Origin of the sequence: Hydrotalea flava (assembly GCF_001623405.1) — a bacterium.
GTDB classification, from domain to species: domain Bacteria; phylum Bacteroidota; class Bacteroidia; order Chitinophagales; family Chitinophagaceae; genus Hydrotalea; species Hydrotalea flava.
This window is the reverse complement of record NZ_LUHG01000039.1, coordinates 191,233-207,887: the sequence shown is the minus strand read 5'-3', so window position 1 is coordinate 207,887 and position 16,655 is coordinate 191,233. Positions and strand designations below refer to the sequence as shown.

Annotated in this window: 16 protein-coding genes; 10 read left to right on the top strand and 6 right to left on the bottom strand. The window is 35.7% G+C overall.

Annotation, left to right across the window (positions count from 1 at the left end):
• Positions 1-5: 5 nt before the first annotated feature.
• Both A0F92_RS02850 and A0F92_RS02845 read right to left on the bottom strand, forming a co-directional pair.
• Complete coding sequence (locus A0F92_RS02850) at positions 6-503, bottom strand: methylated-DNA--[protein]-cysteine S-methyltransferase (protein ID WP_068241446.1); 498 nt, start codon at positions 501-503, stop codon at positions 6-8.
• A 212-nt stretch (positions 504-715) separates the two neighbouring features.
• Positions 716-1,588 (bottom strand): transglutaminase family protein, encoded by an 873-nt coding sequence (locus tag A0F92_RS02845; protein WP_068241444.1) that lies wholly within the window; start codon positions 1,586-1,588, stop codon positions 716-718.
• Between the two features lie 225 nt (positions 1,589-1,813).
• On the opposite strand from A0F92_RS02845, the gene A0F92_RS02840 reads away from it, so the two are divergent.
• Positions 1,814-2,881, top strand: a complete 1,068-nt coding sequence (locus tag A0F92_RS02840; protein WP_068241441.1) for a fatty acid desaturase family protein — start codon at positions 1,814-1,816, stop codon at positions 2,879-2,881.
• 65 nt (positions 2,882-2,946) lie between these two features.
• Here A0F92_RS02840 and topA read toward each other — a convergent pair whose 3' ends face one another.
• Both topA and A0F92_RS02830 read right to left on the bottom strand, forming a co-directional pair.
• Positions 2,947-5,499: a type I DNA topoisomerase gene (gene topA, locus A0F92_RS02835; RefSeq protein WP_068241439.1), complete on the bottom strand. Its 2,553-nt coding sequence runs from the start codon at positions 5,497-5,499 to the stop codon at positions 2,947-2,949.
• 129 nt (positions 5,500-5,628) lie between these two features.
• Positions 5,629-6,495 carry an alpha/beta hydrolase gene (locus tag A0F92_RS02830; protein ID WP_068241437.1) on the bottom strand — a complete coding sequence of 289 codons (867 nt, stop codon included), beginning with the start codon at positions 6,493-6,495 and terminating at the stop codon, positions 5,629-5,631.
• Positions 6,496-6,509: 14 nt separating this feature from the next.
• On the opposite strand from A0F92_RS02830, the gene A0F92_RS02825 reads away from it, so the two are divergent.
• From A0F92_RS02825 to A0F92_RS02810, 4 genes are all read left to right on the top strand, one after another.
• The gene (locus A0F92_RS02825; RefSeq protein WP_068241434.1) at positions 6,510-7,298 is read left to right on the top strand and encodes a Rossmann-like and DUF2520 domain-containing protein; all 789 of its coding nucleotides are present in this window, start codon (positions 6,510-6,512) and stop codon (positions 7,296-7,298) included.
• Positions 7,299-7,632: 334 nt separating this feature from the next.
• Positions 7,633-8,574, top strand: a complete 942-nt coding sequence (locus tag A0F92_RS02820) for a geranylgeranylglycerol-phosphate geranylgeranyltransferase (RefSeq protein WP_068241432.1) — start codon at positions 7,633-7,635, stop codon at positions 8,572-8,574.
• A gap of 43 nt (positions 8,575-8,617) precedes the next feature.
• Positions 8,618-9,196, top strand: a complete 579-nt coding sequence (locus A0F92_RS02815) for a Maf family nucleotide pyrophosphatase (protein ID WP_068241430.1) — start codon at positions 8,618-8,620, stop codon at positions 9,194-9,196.
• Positions 9,197-9,234: 38 nt separating this feature from the next.
• Positions 9,235-10,536 (top strand): DUF2851 family protein, encoded by a 1,302-nt coding sequence (locus A0F92_RS02810; protein WP_253810094.1) that lies wholly within the window; start codon positions 9,235-9,237, stop codon positions 10,534-10,536.
• Here A0F92_RS02810 and A0F92_RS02805 read toward each other — a convergent pair whose 3' ends face one another.
• Complete coding sequence (locus A0F92_RS02805) at positions 10,537-10,947, bottom strand: OsmC family protein (protein ID WP_068241428.1); 411 nt, start codon at positions 10,945-10,947, stop codon at positions 10,537-10,539. It lies immediately after the preceding gene.
• A 40-nt stretch (positions 10,948-10,987) separates the two neighbouring features.
• On the opposite strand from A0F92_RS02805, the gene A0F92_RS02800 reads away from it, so the two are divergent.
• The 3 genes from A0F92_RS02800 to A0F92_RS02790 all read left to right on the top strand — a co-directional run bounded on the left by A0F92_RS02800 (position 10,988) and on the right by A0F92_RS02790 (position 13,990).
• Entirely contained in the window at positions 10,988-11,806 is an 819-nt protein-coding gene (locus tag A0F92_RS02800) for a hypothetical protein (RefSeq protein WP_068241426.1), read from the top strand.
• Positions 11,807-11,982: 176 nt separating this feature from the next.
• Entirely contained in the window at positions 11,983-12,909 is a 927-nt protein-coding gene (gene lipA / locus A0F92_RS02795; RefSeq protein WP_253810092.1) for a lipoyl synthase, read from the top strand.
• A 190-nt stretch (positions 12,910-13,099) separates the two neighbouring features.
• The gene (locus A0F92_RS02790; RefSeq protein ID WP_068241425.1) at positions 13,100-13,990 is read left to right on the top strand and encodes a DUF6089 family protein; all 891 of its coding nucleotides are present in this window, start codon (positions 13,100-13,102) and stop codon (positions 13,988-13,990) included.
• A gap of 120 nt (positions 13,991-14,110) precedes the next feature.
• On the opposite strand, the gene A0F92_RS02785 is transcribed toward A0F92_RS02790, so the two are convergent.
• Positions 14,111-14,527: a nucleoside-diphosphate kinase gene (locus A0F92_RS02785; protein ID WP_068241422.1), complete on the bottom strand. Its 417-nt coding sequence runs from the start codon at positions 14,525-14,527 to the stop codon at positions 14,111-14,113.
• Between the two features lie 136 nt (positions 14,528-14,663).
• On the opposite strand from A0F92_RS02785, the gene A0F92_RS02780 reads away from it, so the two are divergent.
• On the top strand, positions 14,664-15,671 hold the full coding sequence (locus A0F92_RS02780; protein ID WP_068241421.1) for a DHH family phosphoesterase: 1,008 nt from the start codon (positions 14,664-14,666) through the stop codon (positions 15,669-15,671).
• A gap of 52 nt (positions 15,672-15,723) precedes the next feature.
• A complete protein-coding gene (locus A0F92_RS02775; protein ID WP_068241419.1) occupies positions 15,724-16,650 on the top strand; it encodes an FKBP-type peptidyl-prolyl cis-trans isomerase in 927 nt (308 codons plus the stop codon).
• Positions 16,651-16,655: the final 5 nt, after the last annotated feature.

Sequence of the window (16,655 nt, the reverse complement as noted above, 5' to 3'; positions counted from 1 at the left end):
CAGCATTAAAAAAGGGTTTGAATACCATGTGCAATTTTGAATTCATGCTGTAACAACCATTTTTTTCTCCACAAACCACCCGAATAACCCGTTAAATTTTTGTCGCTGCCAATTACTCTGTGGCATGGAACAATAATTGCAATTTTATTTTTTCCATTGGTAGTTGCTGCTGCCCGTATGCATTTCGGATCGCCCATTCTTTTTGCCAAATCCATATAGCTGATGGTTTTGCCAAATGGGATGGCTAAAAGTTCATTCCACACTTTTTCCTGAAAGGGAGTACCTTCCTGGTAAACCGGCAAATCAAAAGTTTTTCTTCTTCCCTGAAAAAATTCAATTAATTCTTCCGTGCATTGATGCAATAAATCACTGATGCCCGGAATGCCATGTGCAATTTGCTGGCTATTATCAATAAAACTTAATTCGGTAATGTATTGTTCTGTGCCCCCTATTTTTATTAAACCTATCGGACTTTCGTAATATGTATAGTAATTTTCATTCATGATGTGTGGTAATCATTGCCAACAATGGATATGTAGTAAAATTACGAAATGAGCTGCTTTCATTTTCACAATTAGAATTTTCTTCGTCTTCTCTGCTGCTTCAATTGCAAAGTGGTATTGGATGAAGTAGGTGAAATTTTAAATCCTTATTTTAAAAAATAGGAAATGAATTATTTGAGAATATCCAAACTATTTTATATCATAAAAATGATTTAATCATCTAATAAGGCTGCTAATGCCAATAATTCATCTTGCTTGTATTGGTTAGAAGGAAGGGTAAAGCATTTGGCAACTTCCTGCAATAAAATTTGAATAATACGTTGGTTCGGCATTGGTTTAAAGTAGGAAGCAACCGGTGGTACTGAAATTTTTTTGAAATAAGTTTCAATATCTGCATGTGAATAGGCTTGCCCGCTAATACTGTCTACATAAAAATGAATTTTTTCCTGTGGGTGACCTTTATAGGTGGTTGCGTCATAATCTGAATGAAAATAAGCAATGACCATTTGCCTGGGAATATTAATAATTCGGGCATTAATTTCTAAAAGGTTACACAATACCTGATAAATAATACTGTTGGTAATGGTATTGCCTTTTTTGGTTTCTATTACTTTATGCAGAAAAAAATCATCAGGGTGGTTATAGCTAATTTCTATGCCCTTTAAATTATAATAGTTATAAATAATGCTCGATAATACATTGGCTTGTTCCAGAGGGGTTAAATAACTATTCAGTTCCAGCCATACATTTCTTCTTATTTTTTCTATATCCTGTAATACCGGAGTTGTGTGTAAATCAGGATATTGAAATTTTGCCACTAATAATGCACCCAATAGTAAATCGTGATAAGGATTTTTATTCCATTCAATAAAATCGTTTGTTAAGTCTTTGTAATGCAATTGGTGAATCAGCATTTCAATTTTCTCCTGCACTTCCGTATTGGGAGTATTCTCCCACAGATTTTCCAAATTGGGAATAATACCTTTTCCAAAAGAAACAATTCTTTCAGCAATGGTATGATATACTTCTTCGTCCGGGTCGTCTATCAGCGAAAACAAAGCATTTATTTCTTTCGTTTGTTGCATATAGGCTATCGTAGTAGTTGTTTGAATGGCAGTATGTTTTAATTACAATACCAAACTAAGCTCTTTTTTTGTTTTTTTAAGCAGAAGTTATTCTATTGTTGTGGAAATATTTTTTATACACGAATACAATGTTTTTGATTTTGTGGCGTTCATTGCGTTTTAACGTATTGGATAGCGTTAATTCATGTACCTTGCAGTTTGTTTTTTACTTTATAAATGAATAGAATGATTCCTAAATTCCCTGCTGTTAAAGATTCGTTGCATGCTGAGCTAAGGCGCAGAGTAAATGCATATTTTGAAACAAACGGTATTGAAGCTACTGGCAACGCAGTTTTATTTACAAAAGCTATTTTATTAATGTTGTTTTTTGGCTTTTTATATGTGCATCTTATTTTTTTTACCCCCAACCGGTATTTTGCTATTCCTGAGTTAATCATAATGGGGGGTGTAGTTGCTGCCATTGGTTTTAATATTATGCACGATGGCAGTCACGGTAGCTTTAGCCGCAGCAAATGGCTGAATCACTTAGCTGCACGTTCAGTGAATTTGGTAGGAGCCAATCACTTTATGTGGAATGTAAAACACAATATGATTCACCATAGTTTTACCAATATTGATGGGGTAGATGATGATATAGAAGTTGGCTTTTTAATGCGAATGGCACCAACACAAAAAAAATACTGGGTACACCGTTTTCAGCATATTTACTTTATTGTACTATATATGCTATTGTATGTTTTCTGGATATTTTTTGCAGATTATAAAAAATATTTTTCCGGTAAAATTGGCAATATTGCCCTGAAAAAAATGGAGATACGCGATCATCTTGGGTTTTGGTTTATCAAAGCATTCCATTTTATGGCATTTGTAGTTATCCCGATTTATTTTGTTGGTTGGATAGACTGGATGGCAGGTTTCTTTACTATGGCTTGTGTAACAGGGTTTATTTTAAGCATTGTATTTCAGTTGGCACATACTGTTGAAGGTACCGATTTTCCTGAAGCTGATCCGGTAAGCAGTAAATTACCCGATGAATTTGCTTTGCATCAAATAAAAACAACCGCCAATTTTGCCACCCATAATAAATTAGTGAGCTGGTTGGTGGGTGGATTAAATTTTCAGATAGAACATCATTTATTCCCTAAAATTTCGCATGTGCATTATCCGGCTATCAGTAAAATCGTTAGAACAGTGTGTAAGGAATATCAGTTGCAGTATATTGAATATCCTACTGTACGGGGTGCTGTTGCTGCGCATGTTCGTTTTTTGAGAAAAATGGGTAGGTACTATTAAAGTATTTCAGAAAAATTAACATGTAAAAAAAACAGACTGTGATGCTTCCGATTTTTTTATTGTATTTATTTTTTTGTTTTTGTTATTGCCGATTTTTTTGTAGCAGCCTTTGTTTTTTTTGCAAAAGCATTCGGAACTTGTTCTGCAATCATGGCTTTTACAGTGTCTAGAGTAATCGTTTCTAATTCTGCTGGTTCATATTTTGTGCCATCGGGTTTTTTGCCCAGCTTCAGCATTTTCTTTTGAAAGCGAATAAATGGTCCCCAACGACCATTTTCAATTGAAATTTTTTCTTGTGGCCATTGTTGTATAAAGCGATTGGCTTCTTTTTCCATCTTCGCCTCAATTAATTCTTCAATATCCTGTTTGCTCAATGTATCAAAATTGTATTTTTTGGGTACATTAATATACACATCATTCCATTTTATAAAGGGACCGAACCTTCCTTTTCCTTTGGTAACCGGCAAATCTTTGTAAGTAGCAATGGGTGCATCTGCCTGGTTTTTTTGTGTGATGAATGTGATGGCTTTATCTAATTCAATTTCAGTTAAATCTACGCCTTTAGGCAATGAAATAAATTGATCGCCCCATTTAACATAGGGACCAAACCGGCCTATATTCACACTCACTTCCTGATTTTCATATTCACCTAAAATGCGGGGTAATTTAAACAGTTCAAGTGCTTCTTCCAATGAAATGGTTTCAATACTTTGATTGGGGTTTAGTTTAGCAAAACGCGGCTTTTCTTCTTCTTCGGCAGTGCCTATTTGCACCATAGCACCATAACGACCCATTCGGGCAATCACTTTTTTCCCGGTAGCCGGATCTGTGCCTAATTCGCGTTCACCTTTAGCCCGTTCTGCATTTTCTAAAGTATGTTCAATATCTACATGAAATGGCTGATAAAAATTATCAATCATTTTATTCCATTGAATTTTACCTTCAGCAATTTCATCAAAGTTTTCTTCAATTTTAGCTGTGAAGCCATAATCCATAATTTTTTGAAAATACTGTTTTAAAAAATCAGTAACCAGCATACCCAAATCAGTTGGGAACAATTTCCCTTTTTCGGCGCCAGTAATTTCAGTTATAATATTTTTTTCAATGTGGTTTTCGGGTGTAAGTTTTAGTAAGGTAATTTGCCGGGGTACACCCTCTTTGTCTCTTTTTTCTACATAGTTTCTTTTAACAATGGTGGTAATGGTAGGCGCATAGGTGGATGGCCTTCCAATTCCCAGCTCCTCTAATTTTTTTACAAGTGATGCTTCTGTATATCTTGCCGGAGGGCGGCTGTATTTTTCTGTTGCCATCATTTCTTTGAATTCTAATTTTTGGCCTTCAGATAATGGGGGTAACATTTTTTCTGTATCTTCTTCATCTTCATCATCCCGTCCTTCAAAATATACTTTTAAAAAACCATCAAATTTCAACACTTCTCCAGTGGCTGTTAACGTTTCCGCATTGGTAGAAATGCCTATTTGAGCTATGGTTTTTTCAAATGCGGCATCACTCATCTGCGAAGCAATGGTTCGCTTCCAGATGAGTTCATATAATTTTTTGGTATCAGCTTCATCTATGGTATGTCTGCTCATGTAGGTTGGCCGAATGGCTTCATGGGCTTCCTGCGCACTTTCGTTTTTGTTTTTGAATTTACGGGGCTGGTGGTACTGACTGCCGTAATACTCGTTAATTTCTTTTTTAATATCAGTTAATGCAGTATCAGAAAGCTGAATACTATCGGTACGCATGTAAGTAATGTAACCGCTTTCGTATAATTTTTGTGCCAGTAACATTGTTTTGCTAACCCCATATCCTAATTTTCTGGAGGCCTCCTGCTGTAGTGTAGAGGTTGTAAAAGGTGCGGCCGGTGTACGTTTAGCAGGCTTTACTTCAACCTGCTTAACAGTATAACTAGCGCCAATACATTGCTGTAGGAACTGGTTGGCTGCTTCGTTGGTAGCAATTTTTGAAGGGCCCTCGGCTTTAAAAATTACGAGTTTTTGGTTGATATCAGGTGCCGTAAATGCTGCTTCTATTTTAAAACTTTTTTCCGGAATAAACTGGTTAATCTCTCTTTCTCTTTCTACAATTAACCGAACTGCTACGCTTTGCACACGGCCTGCACTCAGGCTGCGTTGCATGCCAATTTTTCTCCATAAAACCGGACTTAATTCAAAACCCACCAATCGGTCTAGTACCCTTCTGGCCTGTTGTGCATTCACCAGATTCATATTTATAAGTCTTGGATTTTCAACAGCTTTTTTTATGGCAGGTGCGGTTATTTCATGAAATACAATTCTTTTGGTTTTATTCGGGTCTAACCCCAGTACTTCAGCCAAATGCCAGCTAATACTTTCTCCTTCACGGTCCTCATCCGATGCTAACCAGACTTCTGCTGCTTTGGCGGCCAATTGTTTTAAATCTTTTACTACTTTCTGTTTTTCATCCGGAACAATGTAGCGTGGCTCAAAGTTTTTATTAACATCAATGCCCATATCATCTTTTTCCAAGTCTCTGATATGGCCATAACAACTTTTCACCTCAAAATCATTCCCTAAGATTTTGCCTATGGTTTTTGCCTTTGCGGGTGATTCGACGATTAATAAATTCTTTGCCATTCTAATTTTTAATATATGGTGAACAATACGAACGAATCTATGGATGAATCGTTCAATAATGGTTTTTTTGCCATTTTTTCAATAATGTACATTGCAATATTAGTTGAAAGCTTTAAATCACAAAAACGATTATTCATTATTGCTAAATGAAATAATGGCATTTTTAACAGATTTGCTTCTATAAATATTGCTGTGCCCGAGGCCTTTTGTGCAATAAAATGAAATATGCGGATATTGCTTTTCTTGTATGGGAAGTACATCTTTAAAAGGACAAATCATGTCTGATTCATCATGAATCCATAAAACAGGCGCATGAATATGTGCAATAGCCCTGCTAACAGAAAAATAATGAATACTATGGTTTGATATTGTTTTGATGTGTTGAACAAAGGCAGATTTTATATTTGCGTTTAAACGCAGCAGCTTTGAAAAAGCGTGAATGGCAGTAGATGTTTCAGTTGCAGGCGCAATTAAAATTAACTTTGAAGTGTCCTGTAATTTTTCAGCAGCTAACGTAATGGCCATTCCGCCTAACGAATGCCCGATATTTACTTCAAATGGGCCAAATTTTTTCTTGATGGCTACAATGGCATTTCTATATTCTAATACATTGGTAGTGTTACCATCGCTTAATCCGTGTGCAGGTGCATCAAAGGCAATAACCGTAAACCCCTGCTGCAGAAAGGGCTGAATAAAATGTGCAAAGCGATAACTGCAACTATCAAAGCCATGTGCAATCAATATTTTTTTCCCATTATTTTTTTCTGGTTCAGGTTGCCATAGCCATCCCCTTAATACTTTACCTTCGAAGTGCAGGGTAAGCGTAGAAGCAAAAGAAAATTCTGCCGGTGGTACCCTTTTTGGTTTTCCTGAATAGGGCGTTGAGAATACCTTAAATGCCTTTAGTGCGGCAGTTCTTGTACTGAAAACTGCAATCAATTTTATCAGTACAATATAATAAATTGCCTTTAGTTTGGTTTTTGTTTTCTTGTTCATCCTAAAACAAATATATGGATATTGTTATTCTTGGTGCAGGCAATGTAGCCACTATATTCGGTAAGTTACTTTTTCAAAAACAACATAAAATTCTGCAAATTGTTGGTAAAACTCCGGAGCATGCAGCAACATTGGCCATGCAATTGCAGGCTGCGTTTACAACGAATATAAATGATATCTATACTCAGGCCGATCTGTATTTATTTGCGCTGCCTGATAATTTAATTCAAGAAACAGCTGCACATCCGGCATTTAAAAATAAATTTTTGGTACATACTTCGGGTAGTATTCCCGCAGCAATATTTAAAAACTTTACCGAATTCTTTGGGGTAATATGGCCAATACAAAGCCTGAATGCACCGGTTGAAAAATTGCCTGAATTTCCGTTGGCCATTACAATAGGTAACCAGTCTGTTTTACCAGATTTAATGAAATTGTGTAAAGATTTAACTGATGCACAAATTGTTGTATTGAATGATGAAGAAAAGAGGCAATTGCATCTTGCTGCTGTATTTGCATCCAATTTTTCTAACTATCTATATCAAATGGCATTTGCATATTGTAGGGAACAAAACATTCCTTTTTCCCTATTAATTCCTTTGATACATGAAACTGCTGTAAGGATTCATGATTCTATCGAACCTTTTGCAATGCAAACGGGCCCGGCCATTCGAAACGATTCTGTTACTATTCAAAAGCAGCAGGCTTTATTGGTGCAAAAACCTCAATATGCAAAATTGTATGATTTGTTTACCGAATGTATTCGTGAAGAACACTTAAAAAATAAATCCCTCAACGGATAACCGAATCGTGAGGGACTTTTTGGCAAGCAATTGAACGTAAACGTACACACAATATAATTTTTTTTGTGTAAACCAAATTATTTTTTTGTACAACCATGTGGACGATTGTTCTTTGCAGTATCGTTACAAACCCATTGTTTTTAATTGTATGATCCTATTAAGTAGCATTAAATTCCTTAACATCAGTATGTTTCCAATATTTTTGCTGCGAAAATGGAAAGGCTTTGTATAAGATTATGAATAAATTTGAGCAAGAACGGGCTGAGCCCGTTTATTTTTGTGGTGCTGTCATCAAAATTAAATTTAAAAATATCATTCGCATAAATTCAATCAATTGAAAATTATCAACGCATTTCTGCAACTCATTCGTTGGCCCAACCTGCTGTTTATTTTTTTAACCCAGGTAATGTTTGAGTATTGCATTGTAAAGCCTTTATTTACTGCAGCAGGGGTTGATAATGTATTAAATACTTCAGCTTTTTTTCTCTTAGCATTCAGCTCAGTTTGCATTGCAGCCGGCGGCTATGTAATTAACGACTATTTTGATTTAAATATTGATTTAGTCAATAAACCCAAACGACTTGTTGTTGACAATACAATAAGCCGCCGTTGGGTAATACTCTGGCATTTTATATTAAGTATTGTGGGCATTGCGTTGGGTTTTTATATTGATAAGACAACCCAGACCTCTTTTATAGGGATATTCAATTTTTTAAGTGTTTTGTTGTTGTTCATTTATTCCGCTTCACTGAAAAAAAAATTTCTGTTGGGTAATGTGCTCATTTCTTTACTCACTGCCTGGTCAGTATTAATTCTTTGGTGGGCAGAGCAACGCTATTTTTTTGCATTTCCCCCAATAACAAATTTAGATACCCATAAATTTTTTCGGTTTACAATTTTATATGCAGGGTTTGCATTTATTATTTCTTTAATTCGTGAGGTGATTAAAGATATGGAGGATGTAGAAGGTGACCGAAAATATGGTTGTAAAACCATGCCCATTGTTTGGGGAATAAACAGTACAAAAATATTTACATTGGTTTGGGTAATTGTGTTATCGGCAGCTTTACTGCTTTTGCAATTATATGTAACTTTTATTGGATGGTGGGTAACCGCCTTGTATGGCTTTGTATGTATTACACTTCCATTATTGCAAGTAGTGCGGTTATTAATTAAAGCCCAATCAGCTGCCGACTTTCATCGGTTAAGTACTTTGGTCAAAATCATTATGCTTACAGGTATTGTTTCTATGTTATTTTTCGGGCATCCCATGTAAATATGGTGTAATACTTTAATTTGCATCAGTATATCAAAAAATTATGGAAGAAATTATTTTAGCATCTCACTCCCCCCGAAGAAAAGAATTACTGGAAAAAGTGGGGATACCCTTTATTGTTGTTACAAAAACAACCGACGAATCTTTTCCTGTTTTGCTTCCTAAAAATGAAGTAGCCATTCATATTGCCCGAAATAAAGCACTTGCAGTAAAAGAAAAAATTGCTGCCGATTTTCATGGTGAACTGAATCATAAATCTATTTTGGCAGCAGATACCATTGTAGTAGTAGATGATGATATTTTAGGAAAACCGGCGAACCGCTCAGAAGCCATTCAAATGATACTAAGTTTATCTGATCGCAAGCATCAGGTAATAACAGGGGTAGTTTTGTTAATCGGAAGTAAGGAAATTGCTTTTGCTGAAGTAACTAATGTGTATTTTAATGCATTTACACCAGAAGAAGCAGCTTATTATGTAGACAATTATGCACCATTTGATAAAGCGGGTGGGTACGCCATTCAGGAATGGATTGGCCTTATTGGTATAAAAGCCATTGAAGGTGATTTTTATAATGTAATGGGGTTACCCATCAATAAAATTTACAGCTTGTTGTGTAAATAAAAATTATTGGATATATTGAAGTTTAATTGATATAACTTATGCTTGAGCTTCAATATCTGAATGAACGTTTGCTGCATTTTATATGGCAGTTTCAATATTATAATTCTGCATCATTAGTAACAGATGCAGGAGAGCCTATAAAAGTTATTAAACCGGGGCAATACAATACCCATCAAGGTCCCGATTTTTTAGAGGCTGTTATTCAAATCAATCAAATCACTTTGGTAGGTAATGTAGAAATTCATGTGCAGGCTTCCGATTGGTTAGCACATCAGCACGAAAATGATCCGCATTTTAAAAATGTTATTTTACATGTGGTTTGGCAGAATAACAAAGCAATACCCGATGCATCCGGTAATTCAATGCACACGCTAAGTTTGTGCAACCGTGTGTCTAAACTATTATTAGAACATTATCAGCAATTATTACAAACCCCGCAAAAAATACCCTGTTCACTTCATTTACCTGCATTGAGTTATTTGGAATGGATGGCATGGAAAGAAAGACTGGCCGTTGAAAAGTTAATGGGAAATACTGAAAAAATTATTCAAAAATTACATGCAACCAAAGGCCATTGGGAAGCGGTTTTTTGGCAGGTTTTGGCTTATAATTTTGGACTAACTCAAAATGCATTGCTGTTTCAGGAAATGGCAGCATTAACACCTGTAAATATATTGGCAAAGCACAAAAACAATATTCAACAATTAGAAGCGCTGTTACTTGGTCAGGCCAATTTATTGAACAGGAATGATTTTGAAGATAAATATGTTCAGATGCTGCAAAAGGAGTATCTATTTCTGCAAAAAAAATATTCCCTGAAACCGGCAAATGCATTACCTAAATTTTTAAGGATGCGGCCTGCAAATTTTCCAACCGTTCGTTTGGCACAATTGGCCATGCTCATTCATCAATCTTTTCATTTGTTTGATGCGATAAAGAAAGCCGCCACTATCCAACAGGTTAGCGCATTATTTAACGTTACTGCAAATGATTACTGGCATTATCATTACAATTTAACTGATGAACCAACTGCATATCTCCCCAAAAAATTAGGTAGGCAAATGATCAATACTTTAATCATTAATACAGTAAGCCCCATGTTGTTTGCATATGGGCATTATCATAATGATGACAATTATAAAAACAAAGTAATTCAATGGTTAACGCTGCTTCCTGCCGAAAAAAATTTGATTACCAGTAACTGGTTACAATATCAAATTCCTAACAAAAATGCCTTCGATTCGCAGGCATTCATTCATTTATCCAGACAATATTGTTCAGAAAAAAAATGTTTATCCTGTATGGTTGGTCATAAAATACTAAAGCAAACCAGCCGGTAATTATTCCCAAGTAAACTGAATATCTGTTTCTAAATCCGGGTGCAGGCTTTTTGCTACCGGACAGGTACGCGCCGTATTTTCTAAAATTTGTTTTTGTTTTTCATCCAGTTGCTGCAAAGAAGTTGGAAATATGATATGGGTAATGATTTTACCAATTCTTCTGGGATCACTCTTCATAATTTTCGTAATCTCAGCCTTGGTACCGGTTAAATCAATGTTCATTGTATTGGCTTTAATGCCCATTGTTGTAATCATGCAACTACCCAAAGCAGTAGCTACCAAATCGGTTGGTGAAAATCTTTCCCCTTTCCCCTGATTATCGGTGGGTGCATCATTTTCAATTAACGTTCCACTTTGTAAATGTGTTAATTCTGTTCTTAAATTTCCTTTATACAATACAATTGAAGTCATAGGTTAAATTTTTATCTAAATTAGCATTAAAATAATTCTTGTGAAGCAATTAATTGTATTAACCTTAGCCCTGGCACCAGTTTTTTTATTTGCACAAAGTACAAATGCACTTACCAGCAGACAACAAAAAGCTGCAGAACGTAGAGAAAGAATTAATAATTTAATTAAGCAGGAAGAGGAAGGGGCACTCATTTATCAGAAACAAGGAGCATTTGGCGTGAAATTGAATACAGATGGGTATGGTATTTTTTATGAACATGGAAAATATAAAACCATTACCAAAACCAATTTGTGGTGGATAGAGTTAGGTGAGCATAAAGACAAACACGAAGAAAAAACATCTGTACCATTGGTAGGGGGTGGATTTGTTTTTTTGGGTAATCCCTACATTTACGGAAAGCAGAATAATTTCTACTATTTTAAATTAGGACTTGGCCAGCAACGTTTAATTGGTGGTAAGGGTAATAAAAACGGCGTTGCTGTTTCAGCAATTTATGGCGGTGGTTTTAGTTTAGGCATGTTAAAACCATACTATTTGCAGGTTCAGGATCCAAACAATGCCAATCAGGTAAACGATATTAAATATTCAGATAATCCAACTGCATTTCTCGATTATACGCTTATTCAAGGCTCATCCGGATTTAGTAAAGGATTGAATGAAATTAAATATGTTCCCGGTGTACAGGCACGGGCAGCACTTCGGTTTGATTATGGAAGGTATAACGAATTACTTTCTGCATTAGAGTTAGGCGTTAATCTGGAATACTATACACAAAATATGCCCATAATGGTGAATAGTCCCGATAGAAAATTATTCTTTAATGCGTATGCTGCCATAGTATTTGGAAGAAGAAAGTAATGTAAATTTGCACATCCTTTTATTACGTGTATTGTTTTGTTTGAGCGAAGGATGATTCATTTTACGGCTATCAGAAATATACATTGCTTCATGTACAAAGTTTGGGAAGCAAATATAAATATTTTAAAATAGCAAATGAACTGCAGTATTGCAATTATTTTATAAAAACAGATTTTGTGGAAGAATTATCGGTTATTTCAGCAACAACAAATGCTACAAGAATAAAAAAACCTGATTGGTTAAGGGTAAAACTGCCCATTGGCGAAAGTTACAAACATGTTCGCGGTTTGGTTGATACCCATCAATTACATACCATTTGTGAAAGTGGAAACTGCCCCAACATGGGTGAGTGTTGGGGAGAAGGTACTGCAACATTTATGATTTTAGGTAATGTATGTACCCGCAGTTGTGGATTTTGTGCTGTAGCAACAGGCAGGCCTGCACCGGTTGATTGGGATGAACCTCAAAGGGTTGCAGAAGCCATTCACTTAATGAAAGTAAAACATGCAGTAATTACCAGTGTTGACCGAGATGAATTGAAAGATGGCGGCTCCATTATCTGGCACAATACCATCAAAGCTATAAAAGCCTTAAACCCTGCAACAACTCTGGAAACATTAATTCCCGATTTCAGAGGCATATCCGATCAAATACAAAGAATTATTGATGCTGCACCTGAGGTTGTAAGCCATAACATGGAAACAGTAGAACGAATGACCCGAAAAGTTCGGGTACAGGCCAAATACCACAGAAGTTTAGAAGTGTTAAAAATTTTAAAAGCAGGTGGTATGCGCACCAAAACAGGTTTAATGTTAGGTATTGGCGAAACCAAAGAAGAAGTGATACAAACTATGCATGATTTAAGAACTGTTGATTGTGATGTGTTAACTTTAGGGCAGTACTTACAACCAACTGCCAAACATTTGCCTGTTCAGCGTTTTGTACATCCGGATGAATTTGCTGAATTAAAAGAAATTGGCTATCAAATTGGGTTCGATTATGTAGAAAGTGGCCCTTTGGTGCGTTCTTCTTACCATAGTGAAAAGCATGTTTTAAAAGGGTATGGGTGTTCAAAATGGAAAAGTGAAAAGGAAAACCATTAGAAACTGTTATATACTGAAGATATAACTATATTGAGTTTAGGATTTAATAGATTCATTGATTCAAAGTAGTATTGATATTTTTTAATTTTGAAGTTTTAGTACAATTAATGCTCATAATTACGTAAATTCAATATATTTGAAAGGTAATGAATGAAGGTATCTAAAAATTACAAACCACTAACTCGTTTTAATGCTTGTAAAATCATCTTTTCGCTTATTACTGCTAATTGTAATTTTAGCATTAAACAGTCCGGTGATGGCTCAACGAGTACGTGTCTTTGGTGGCTTAGGTGGTAGTGCTTATTTGGGCGATTTAATACAGGGCTCACCTGCATTAAAACAAGTTTCTCCGGATGTTATGGGAGGTGCAACTTACGATTTAGGTGAAAAAATACGCTATCGTTTAGGATTGTCTTTATTGGGTGTAAAAGGGAATGATGCTTTATCTCCCAGAGCAGATCTGCGAGCCCGTAATTTAAATTTTAAAAGTTTTATATGGGAAGTTTCTAATATGATGGAATATGATATTTTAGACCGGAATGTTTATAATATTGTGCCTTATGTATTTGGCGGTTTTGGAATATACCATTTTAACCCCACTACTTACGATCGCAACGGGAACAAAGTTTACCTTCATGATATTGGTACAGAGGGACAATATTTAAATCAACCCGGTTATCCAAAGCTTTATCATAGAATGCAACTGAATATTCCATTTGGGGCCGGAGTGCGTTATGAGGTTTCTGAAACCTTTGCTGTTGGGTTTGAGTTTAATTACCGAATTCTTTTTACTGATTATTTAGATGACGTAAGTACACCAAAATATGCAACCAACGCATTAATTGCTGCAGGTCAGTTAGAAGCTGCTTCATTATCGTTTAGGAGTGATGAGGTAAGTCCCGGTGCTAAACCACCTTTGTATATGCCGCGTGGTAATCCTCATAATAAAGATGCTTTCTATTCTTTTCAGGTTACTTTCTCAGTGCGGTTAGATAATGTTTTTCTTGGCGGATATTATACTAGCCCCGGTGGTGGCCCTATCGCACCCAAAACACGCACTTATAGAGGAAATGCATATTAAGTAAGTACTTCAATTTACTTTAATCAAAAAGGCTTCAATTTACAGAAGCCTTTTTTCAACCCTAAACCCTTAAAAAACCATTCAAATAGTAGAAAAAATCATGCCATTTTGAGGAGGTTATTAAAATCTTTCCAATTTTGAGAAGAAAAAGTCAGCTTCAATCAATGCATTTTCATCACTGTCACTACCATGTACTGCATTTTCACCAACAGATGCTGCATATTTTTTTCGGATAGTGCCTTCTTCGGCCTGAGCCGGATTGGTAGCACCTATTAATTTTCTGAAATCATTCACTGCATTTTTTTTTTCTAAAATAGCAGCAACAATGGGACCACTACTCATAAAAGTTACCAACTCTCCAAAAAACGGACGTTCTTTATGAATGGCATAAAATTCGGCAGCCTGCTCAGTGGTTAATTTTGTCCACTTCATGGCTTTAATAGTAAAACCCGCTTCAATCATTTGGTTTAAGATGGCACCGGTGTAACCTTTTGCAGTTGCATCGGGCTTAATCATCGTAAAAGTTCTGTTACTCATAAATGTTTTATTCAATTTGGCTGCAAAATTAATGATTTAGGTTACAGTGCTTCCAATATTCCTGCTAAATAAATGCTTATCTTTTTAAAAAGCTGTTAATGGCATATAGATTTACTCTATTTTTGCCCACCTGATTATGAAAGCAATTGAAGCATTTTATCCACTATTGAGAACGCCCAAAAAAATTATTATTACAACACATCAAAAACCTGATGGCGATGCCATGGGTTCAGCCCTTGGTTTATATCATTTTTTAGTAAAAACCGGACACGATGTTACTGTTATTACACCCACCAATTGGGCAGATTTTTTAGATTGGATGCCGGATGCGGATAAAGTTATGGATTTTGAAGCAAAAAAAGATGCAGCACTTGCGCTCATTCAATCAGCTGAAATTTTATTTTGTTTAGATTTTAATGTTTTACACCGAACCAAACACCTCGAAAAACATTTAGAAGCAGCCGAAGGGATTAAAGTACTGATTGATCATCATGAACAACCACAAGAATCGGCATTTCAATTTGGCATTAGTAATACTGCCAAAAGTTCTACTTGCGAAATGGTGTATGATTTTATTATGCAATCTGAACGTCCTGAATTATTAGATGTAACCATTGCTACTTGTTTATATACTGGTACAATGACTGATACCGGCTCGTTCAGGTTTCCTGCAACTTCAGCATCAGTACACAGAATGGTGGCACATTTTAAAGATTTAGGCTTACAGCATACGCCCATTCATGATAACATTTATGATAGCTTTTTAGAAAATCGGCTTCGTTTTATTGGGAATGCTTTACTGAATAGAATGGATGTATTGTACGAATACAATACGGCAGTCATGTCAATCCCTAGAGCTGATATCATTCAATATGATATTAAAACGGGCGATACGGAAGGTTTGGTAAATTATTTATTAACCATTAAAGGCATTAAGTTTGGGGCCATTGTAATTGACAGGAATGAAGAAAGAAAATGGAGTTTTCGCAGTAAGGGAGATTTTGATGTGAATATATTTGCCCGTAATCATTTTGAAGGCGGCGGACATAAAAATGCAGCCGGGGGCAGAAGTAGTGATACTTTAGAAAAAACTTTAGAACATTTTTACAATGTTATTCCGGCTTACAAGGAAGCCCTGCAATAATGTTTTAAAATTTGTTCTAACTAAATTGTAAACAATAACAATACATAAACCAATGAAAATTTCAACAACAATTCTGGGGGTTGCACTGCTGCTTGCAGGTTGTCATCAGTACGACAAAACCAAAACGGGCCTGGTATATAAAATTATACATGGCAATAGTAAGGTGCTGTTAAAACAAGGTGATATTATTAAATTTAATATTGAATACAAAATGAAAGTGGGAGGGAAAGACTCTATCTTGAATTCTACTTTCGGGCATATTCCTGCATTTGTAAAAATTGATACTGCATCTTTTGGTAAACATAGCTTTACTGAAGTGTTATTGCAATGTGCTCCGGGCGATAAAATTAATTTTGTAATGAGTATTGACACACTCAAAAATCTGGGCATGATTCCTGAATACAATGAACTGTTTAAAAAAGGCGGTACTATAGATGGCAGGGTAGATATTTTGAAAGTTTACAATAATGATGCAGCAGTTAATACTGATTACCAAAAAGAAATGGAAGAGGAGAAAAACAGAGAAATTAAAGATTTACAGGCCTATGCTGCAAAAAATAATATTAAAACTATCCAATCACCCAATGGAGTTTTGGTAGAGGTACAAACAGAAGGTCAGGGGCCAAAAGCCGATTCAGGTATGCAGGCATCTGTATATTATAAAGGCTACCTTGAAAATGGAAAAAAATTTGATGGCAATATGGATACGGCTACTGCTAAAAAACCACCCTTTACCTTTGTTGTTGGCAAACACAATGTAATTCAGGGTTGGGATGATGGATTGAAATATTTTGCAAAAGGAGGGAATGGCCGTTTATTGGTACCTGCTATGTTGGGTTATGGTCCACAGGGCAGTCCTCCGGTGATTCCTCCATACACCAATTTAATTTTTGATATTGAAGTTACGGATGTAACCATACCAGCTCCACAAAAAGCACCTGCTCCGTTATTACCTAGTTCAGTGAAACCAGTTAAATAAAAAGT